Origin of the sequence: Sporotomaculum syntrophicum (assembly GCF_009932395.1) — a bacterium.
GTDB classification, from domain to species: domain Bacteria; phylum Bacillota; class Desulfotomaculia; order Desulfotomaculales; family Desulfallaceae; genus Sporotomaculum; species Sporotomaculum syntrophicum.
Window position 1 is genome coordinate 573,797 of record NZ_LSRS01000002.1, and the last position, 8,049, is coordinate 581,845.

Here is an 8,049-nt window from a genome sequence, read left to right on the forward strand (position 1 = left end):
TAATATTATTATTGCCGATGCAGAGGTCAATGAAATAAGGCGACATAGCCAAGTGGTAAGGCAGAGGACTGCAAATCCTTTATCCCCCGGTTCAAATCCGGGTGTCGCCTCCAATTTTTTATGAGAAGGATTATAACGTTTTTTAGCGTTATAATCCTTTTTTTATATGCTCCTTAAACAAGACAATTTGGCACACGAAGTTTTGAAAATGAACGATAATTTAGCATCAAGCCAAACACTGTTTTGTAAAGTCCTTAGCTAGGGATTACACCATAGAGGTTAATAATAAAGTGTGAGTGACAGTAACCCAGGTGTTATCCTTTTTTTCATCCTCAGGCTAATCATTCTTCCATCCTATTGTGTGATTATATTTGTTCCTTATTTCCTCTACAATACAATTGTCGTATTCTAGTAGTTACTTCTAATGTGGGTGAGAGTGGTGTAAGTGATCGTTATGCTTAAAAAAGCATAACGATCACTTTAAAATAATAGTACAACAATATTTATAGTTTTATAATTATGAAAGTACCTGTTAAGACGACTAAGGGTTATGCTTAAAAAACATAAGGAAAGCATTTAAATTAATAAGCAGTAAAACTGTGGTCTTTTAAGATAGTTTGGCAGAGATGTTCAAAAGATTGGGTGGATGCCACTTCTCATAATTTATAATAAAAACAAATACTTAATAATTTATCGGTTATCTTCTGCTTTGTTATTTCTGGGGGTGACAACTTGATACATGTTAATAAGAAGATCGCTGAAAAAGAGACTATTCCAGCAGTGTTACAACAAAAAATAATTGCTGCAATAAAAAGTTTAAAATTTGGTTCAGTCAATATTATAGTTCAGGATGGACAAATAATTCAGATTGAGAAATTGGAGAAAGAACGTTTCAAATAATTTTGTTTTTTAGTTCCGATTTATTAATTTGATACTCTGTTTTAGTTAGTTGACCAGACAAACTGGAGGCTAAGGAATTGTTTAATTTAACAATTCCTTAGCCTTTTTCAATTAATAAGGTAGATAAGAAGTTTAACTAACTGCAGTTTGCTCTAAAACAAGTTGAACATCTTTGACGAACCTATCGATTACTAAAGAAAACATTAAGGGAGGGGGGTATATAGTAACAGGACTTATCTTCACCGGTCGTAATGCCTAAATGTTCGAATGGTTAAAATTTTGTTGCGTTGATGCCAAATGGATAAAAAAGTTATAGAGGGGTTGAAAAATGAGATACGCAGAGACAGGCTATAACTTAGAAATTGACCTTGCCACAGGTAACATTGAGAAGGTCGAAACTGACCCGAAATTAATGGCTACACACTTGGGAGGCCTTGGTACCTCCGTCAAAATGCACTGGGATAGGGTACCACCAGAGACTAAGCCGTTTGATTCTGGGAATCTACTGATAATGAGTGCCGGTCTTTTTTGCGGTACACCTGCCCATAGTGCTAATCGTACCCTTTTTACCTTCATTTCTCCTCAGACGAATTTGCTTGCCTATCCCATGATGGGGGGGTTCTTAGCAGCGGAATTAAAGTATGCCGGTTATGACAAGGTGATTTTCCGCAACAAGGCTCCTAAGCTTGTTTATATATGGATAAATAACGACAAAGTAGAAATACGTGATGCCTCTCATTTGAAGGGTAAAGGTGCTCTTGAAACGCAAGAACTTATTAAGGAGGAGCTAAACGAGCCGAGAGCTCAGGTGGCCGCTATCGGCCTGGCTGGTGAAAACCGGGTTTTCGTGGCTTCAATTGAGCAATCCAGGTCAAGCTCCAGCCGGGGCGGTGGAGGCGCCGTTATGGGTGACAAAAACATAAAGGCGATAGCTGTCCGGGGAACAAAAAATCTTTATCTTTATAATGGTGCTAAATTTATGGAGCGTTTGCAAGAAGTGACGGATTATATAAAATACCGTAACGCAAATCCCATTCCACAAGTAATGACCATCCTATCCGGGATTGGGTCACCGCAGGAGATGAAACACACTGATGAGAAGTGGCATACTGAAAGTTTTGCCTGGGGAAATGCTCGCGAACGGAGAAAGACTTTCTGGACTGAAGAAATTGAAGAGAGTTGGACGAAGCTTCAATTAAATACGGTGAAGCGGCTTATTAGCTGCTATAACTGCCCACAGCAATGCGGTGGCTTAATTGACTACAAGGGTGTCCCGGCATACATGATGAAATGTTTTTCGAAACTTACTTATGCTATGGGGGCTTATGTAGACGACCTGAGTTTTTCATTTAAAATTTGTAAGCAAGCCTTTGAATATGGGGTGGACTCATTCTCAACCCCGCAAATTTTAGCTTTTGCTGTTGAGCTTTATGAAGATGGTATCTTTACTGATAAAGACTTTGAAGGCTGTCCGTCTGATAATGAAGGAAGATTTTTCTGGTTGCTTGACCGTTTAGCTCATCGTGAAGGAATTGGGGATTACCTCGCTGACGGCACTTATTGGGCAGCTCGCAGGATCGCTGCAGATCGCGGCGATACCCGTGCGTTAGCATACGATCATAATACTACCAAGAAGCATGAACAGATGAATATCAAGCTGGGTATGCTGGATCCTCTGTATTTCCTTATGTATGGCACCAATGAGAAGTTAAGCATTACCCAAATTGAAGGGAATTGGCCCCAGGCACCTTTCGAAAAAATGGAGGATAGAATTGAATTCGTTAAAGACTGGCCTCAGCTTCCTGATGAAAAGTTTAAGAAATATTTCTTGGATTGGGAACCGCGGGGAGAAATGGCAAACCCATATTACCCGACTCCACAAATTGCTAGTGAAATTGTAGATTGGATGGAGATGCTACACAATATTGATGACGCCCTTGGAATTTGTGCCGGTATGTCATCATTTTGCCTAAAGCCACCTTATCATGTACATGTTTTCCCCAAATTGATCTCGGCAGCGACTGGTATGGAAGTAGACGAAGCCGCGGTAAAAAAAATAGTTAATAGAAGTCGGAATTTGCACAGAGCTTTTAATATTTTAAGAGGCGTAAAGAGAGAAGATGAGAAACCGCCGGAAGACCATTGGAAGCGTAGATTTCCCGAGATTGAGGAAAACCTCTTAACTACGTATTACCATTATAAGGGATGGAATTATGATGGTGTTCCTACTAAAGAGAGATTGCATGAGTTAGATTTAGATTATGTGGCAGATGAGCTTCAAAGGAGAGGGGTGTTAAAGGATGAGCAAAACTAAGAGGAAAATCAAGACTATCAAAATTGATGCAGACAAATGTAATGGCTGCCGGGCATGTGAGATCGCTTGCTCTGGTTTTCATTCTACGCCCAAATATGACATTATTAATCCGGCCAGGTCACGTATCCAGGTGATTACTCACCGGCTAAAAAATATTTGGCTGCCTGTATTTGCCGGTGAATATACTCCTGCCGAATGTATGGGTAGAGATATCTATGTGATTGATGGAAAGGAATACGGTGAGTGCGCCTTTTGTAGACAACCATGCCCATCCAGGGATCTGTTTAAGGAACCGGATTCCAAACTGCCGCTTAAATGTGATATGTGTGAAGACGATCCGCCACAAAAAGAGCCCCTTTGTGTGCAAGTCTGCTTAAATAATGTCCTGGTTTACGAGGAAAGAGAAGTTGAAGAGGACGACGTCTTTAAGTCCGACATGATGGAGATGAGCATCAAATCTGTAGTAGACTCATATGGCTTAGATAATGTGGTAGCCACCTTGGCTCGCATGTCGGAGAAGAGCTAACATGAAAGCAAAAACATTAGTTGAAAGAAGGGGATTATGTGGATACTGAAACCCCCATCAAAGAAGTAATAGAGGAGATAAAAGAGTACGGTGGCTATCCGGTTAAATACTGCTATCAATGCGGAAAATGCGATACAGTCTGTCCCTGGAACAGAGTAAGAGTATTCAGCATGCGAAAACTGATCCGCGAAGCCACCTTTGGTTTGACCGAAATTGAAAACGAAGAGATCTGGCGCTGCACCACCTGCGGTAGATGCCAGGAAGTATGCCCCAGAGAAGTCAAGCAGATACAAAACATGATGGCAGTGCGTCGAATGGCCACGGGATATGGCGTATTCCCCGAACATATCAAACCAGTGCGCGCTGTAACCGCCGGTCTGGGCGCAGAAGGCAACCCCTTTGGCGAACCGCGCGCTAACCGTGCCGACTGGTCCAAGGGCTTGAATGTAAAGACCTACGAAGAAGGCATGGAAGCCCTGTATTTCCCCGGCTGCTACCTGTGCTATGACCCGCGTTTAAAGAAAGTAGCAGTAGCAACAGCAAAAGTCCTCAACGCAGCAGGCGTGGAATACGGAATCCTGGGCGAAGAAGAGAACTGCTGCGGAGAAAGCATTCGCAAAACCGGAAACGAAGAAATGTTTAAAGAACTGGCCAAAGCCAACATAAAAAGCTGGATCGACCACGGGGTAAAGAAAATAATAGTATCTTCCCCCCACTGCTACCATACCTTTAAGAACGAATACCCTGAATTTAATGTAAACTTTGAGATAGTGCACATCTCCGAATACATCAACCAACTAATAAAAGAAGGCAGACTACAACTCAAAAAAGAATACGCGAAAAAAGTAATCTACCATGACCCCTGTTACCTGGGCCGTCACAATAACATCTATGACGCCCCCCGGGACGTGCTAAAGAACATACCTGGCCTACAACTAGTAGAATTTGAAGAAAATCGGGTAAACAGTCTCTGCTGCGGCATGGGCGGTGGCAGGATCTGGGTGGATACTCTCATGGCCGATCGATTCGTTAACCTAAGATTAGAACAAGCAGTAGCCCTGGGAGCACAAGAACTGGTAACCACCTGTCCGTACTGCGTCACAAACTTTGAAGACGCAAGAGTAAACATGAACTATGATAACACCATCGAAATAAAAGACCTCACGGAAGTTCTCCAAGAACTAATATAAAGCAAAGAGGACAATCCTCCCGCAGAGGATTGTCCCTTATATGGGCAAAGAGGTTAAGGTACCCATGCGCATGCATAGTATCGGATATGAAATGAGGTGATAGAAAGTGGAGAATGAAATAAAACAACAACTTAAACAAATATATACCAGCCGTTCAGAAGGCAATTTTGGCGATGTAATGGTAGTAGGTGGCGGTATCAGCGGCATTCAAGCCTCGCTCGATTTAGCTACCGCCGGCTTTAGAGTATATATGGTGGAAAAGTGGCCGAGCATAGGCGGTCATATGGCCCAGCTCGACAAAACCTTCCCCACCAACGACTGCTCGATGTGAATACTCTCGCCAAAGCTGGTCGAGGTCGGCCGGCATCCAAATATAGAAGTTCTCACCTATACTGAAGTTGAAGATATTGTAGGAGACCCGGGAAACTTTAAAGTAACACTGCGTACCAGACCTAAATATATCAACGAGGTACAGTGTACAGGTTGTGCTACCTGTGTAGAATACTGCCCGGCACAATACCCGGACCAATATAACCAAAATATATCAAATAACAAAGCCGTACATGTCTTCTTCCCACAGGCCATACCCCTGGTAGCATATATAGACGACAGCTGCCTTTACCTTAAAGAGAACAAATGCCGACTCTGCGAAGGAGTATGTGAAAACAACGCAATAGACTTTACGCAAACAGATAAAATTACCGAAGTAAATGTCGGGGCAGTAATTCTAGCCAACGGCTTTGAACCCTATGACCCCTCTGTCAGAACAGAATATCACTACGGCGAGTACGCCAACGTAGTAACCAGTATGGACTTTGAACGCCTGCTAGGCGCCACCGGACCATACGGAGGTGAAATACTGCGAGCATCAGACAAGAAACATCCCCATAAATTAGCCTGGATTCAATGCGTTGGCTCCAGACAGGTTATCCCCGGCGGTAACAGCTACTGCTCAGCTGTCTGCTGCTCCTACGCCCAGAAGCATGTAATTTTAACCAAAGATCACGACGCAGAAGCAGAATGCACAATATTCCACAACGATATTCGCTCCTATGGTAAGGACTTTGAACAATTCTATACCAGAGCATCAAGTTTACCCGGAGTTCGCTTCATCAGGAGCTATGTATCAATAACCAGGGAAGACCCGGTAACCAAGAACGTCACCATCCGCTATTCCACTCCTGATGAAGGAATAAAAGAGGAAGAATTTGACATGGTGGTGCTATCCATTGGTTTGAATCCACCTTTGGAAGCCCACAAAATTGCTGATACATTCGGCATTGAATTAACCGGTCATGATTTTGCCAAGATCAGTCTCACCAATCCCATGGAGACCACCAGACCCGGAATCTTTGTCAGCGGAGCCTTCCAGGGCCCGATAGACATCCCGGAATCTGTTTTCAGCGCCAGCGGAGCGGGCTCCCAATGCGGTGAACTCCTCGACTACAGACGCGGCAACCTGTCCACAGAAAGGGTATACCCGCCGGAAAGAGATGTATCGGCTGAGGAACCAAAGATCGGAGTATTTGTCTGCCATTGCGGTGCCAATATCAGCAGAGTAGTAGACATTCCTTCAACAGTGGAATATTGTAAAACCTTGCCTAATGTAGTTTTTGCAACAAATCAGGTATTTTCCTGTGCAACAAACTCGGCTCAAGAAATAACAGATATCACCAGAGATCTAGGACTCAACCGCGTAGTTATCGCGGCCTGCTCCCCCAGAACCCTGGAGCCTTTATTCCGTGATACCGTACGTGAGGCCGGTATAAACCAGTATTACTTCGAATTCGCCAACATCCGTGAGCACGACTCCTGGGTCCACGCAAAAGAGCCGGAAGAAGCCACCAAGAAAGCCTGGGATATCATCCGGATGTCCGTGGCCAGGGCAGCCCACCTAGAGGCCTTACAAGAATTTGACCTGTCAGTAAATAAGACTGCCTTAGTGGTTGGCGGCGGTATCGCCGGTATGAACGCAGCACTATCCATAGCCAAACAGGGACACCCTGTCCACCTAATAGAAAAGAACGCAGAGCTCGGGGGTATCTCAAGAAGAGTCCACCACACCCTGGAAGGGCTGGATGTGCAAGCTTACTTGCGTGAACTAATCAGCCAAGTATATCAACATCCCATGATCCGTGTCTATCATAAAGCCACCATCACAGAAGCTACCGGTTACGTAGGTAATTTCGTGACCAGGGGCGTATCCGAAACAGGCAAATTTGAAATAAAACACGGAGCCGTCGTACTGGCTACCGGAGCTGAATTATATCAACCCACCGAATACATGTACGGCGAAGATGAACGGGTAGTAACCCACCTGGAACTGGATGAACTAATAGCCCAACAAGACGAAAAAGTCATGAACGCCCAAAGTATAGTAATGTTACAATGCGTAGGCTGCCGGAATGAAGATAGAAAATATTGCGCCCGCATCTGCTGCAGCGAGGCAGTCAAAAATGCACTGTCCCTAAAAGAGCAAGATCCGGAGAAAGATGTCTACATCCTCTTTAGAGACATGAGAACATATGGATTAAAAGAAGATTTCTACCGTGAAGCGGCCGACAAGGAAGTCAGGTTTATTCGCTGGGAGCCGGAAGACCCGCCTGAGGTAGAAGTCGGTGAGGATGATGAAGGTGAAGAATGCCTGGTAGTTACCGTGACCGATCCAGTTCTCGGTAAGAAACTTGAACTATACGCTAATATAGTATCTTTGGCGGCTGCTATAGTTCCCTCCGCAGACACCAAAGAATTAGCCGACTTATTTAAAGTAGTGTTAAGCCCGGACGGGTTCTTTAAAGAAGCCCATGTCAAATTAAGACCGGTTGAATTTGCAACAGAAGGCGTATACCTGTGTGGATTGGCCCACTATCCCAAGCATATACCGGAAACAATTAACCAATCATATGGAGCAGCTGGTCGTGTCTTAACACTCCTCTCCCGTGATACAGTTGTTGCGTCCGGCTCTGTATGCGTGGTAGATGAGAAGAAATGCATGGGCTGTGGGGCCTGCGTTGAAGTCTGCACATATGGCGCCCTGGTGTTAAATAAGGCCAAAAGGGTTGAAGTTAACCCGGTACTGTGTAAAGGATGTGGCCTCTGTAATACCAAATGTCCGCCAG

5 protein-coding genes and 1 tRNA gene are annotated in these 8,049 nt (G+C 44.1%); all 6 read left to right on the top strand.

What is annotated here, in order from left to right:
• Positions 1–38 precede the first annotated feature (38 nt).
• Positions 39–113, top strand: a tRNA-Cys gene (locus tag SPSYN_RS05085).
• Between the two features lie 619 nt (positions 114–732).
• Complete coding sequence (locus SPSYN_RS05090) at positions 733–900, top strand: YezD family protein (RefSeq protein ID WP_341478850.1); 168 nt, start codon at positions 733–735, stop codon at positions 898–900.
• Positions 901–1,228: 328 nt separating this feature from the next.
• The gene (locus SPSYN_RS05095; protein ID WP_161821384.1) at positions 1,229–3,214 is read left to right on the top strand and encodes an aldehyde ferredoxin oxidoreductase N-terminal domain-containing protein; all 1,986 of its coding nucleotides are present in this window, start codon (positions 1,229–1,231) and stop codon (positions 3,212–3,214) included.
• Entirely contained in the window at positions 3,201–3,740 is a 540-nt protein-coding gene (locus SPSYN_RS05100) for a 4Fe-4S dicluster domain-containing protein (protein WP_161821385.1), read from the top strand. Before SPSYN_RS05095 ends, SPSYN_RS05100 begins: the two co-directional genes overlap by 14 nt.
• A 38-nt stretch (positions 3,741–3,778) precedes the next feature.
• The gene (locus SPSYN_RS05105) at positions 3,779–4,930 is read left to right on the top strand and encodes a (Fe-S)-binding protein (protein ID WP_161821386.1); all 1,152 of its coding nucleotides are present in this window, start codon (positions 3,779–3,781) and stop codon (positions 4,928–4,930) included.
• A gap of 178 nt (positions 4,931–5,108) precedes the next feature.
• On the top strand, positions 5,109–8,049 hold a 2,941-nt coding region (locus SPSYN_RS05110; protein ID WP_161821443.1), incomplete at its 3' end, for an FAD-dependent oxidoreductase.

What these genes read in the sequence shown, in the direction of transcription:
- SPSYN_RS05095 (WP_161821384.1), top strand. Translation starts at nt 1,229, where the DNA reads ATGAGATACGCAGAGACAGGCTATAACTTAGAAATTGACCTTGCCACA.
- SPSYN_RS05100 (WP_161821385.1), top strand. Translation starts at nt 3,201, where the DNA reads ATGAGCAAAACTAAGAGGAAAATCAAGACTATCAAAATTGATGCAGAC.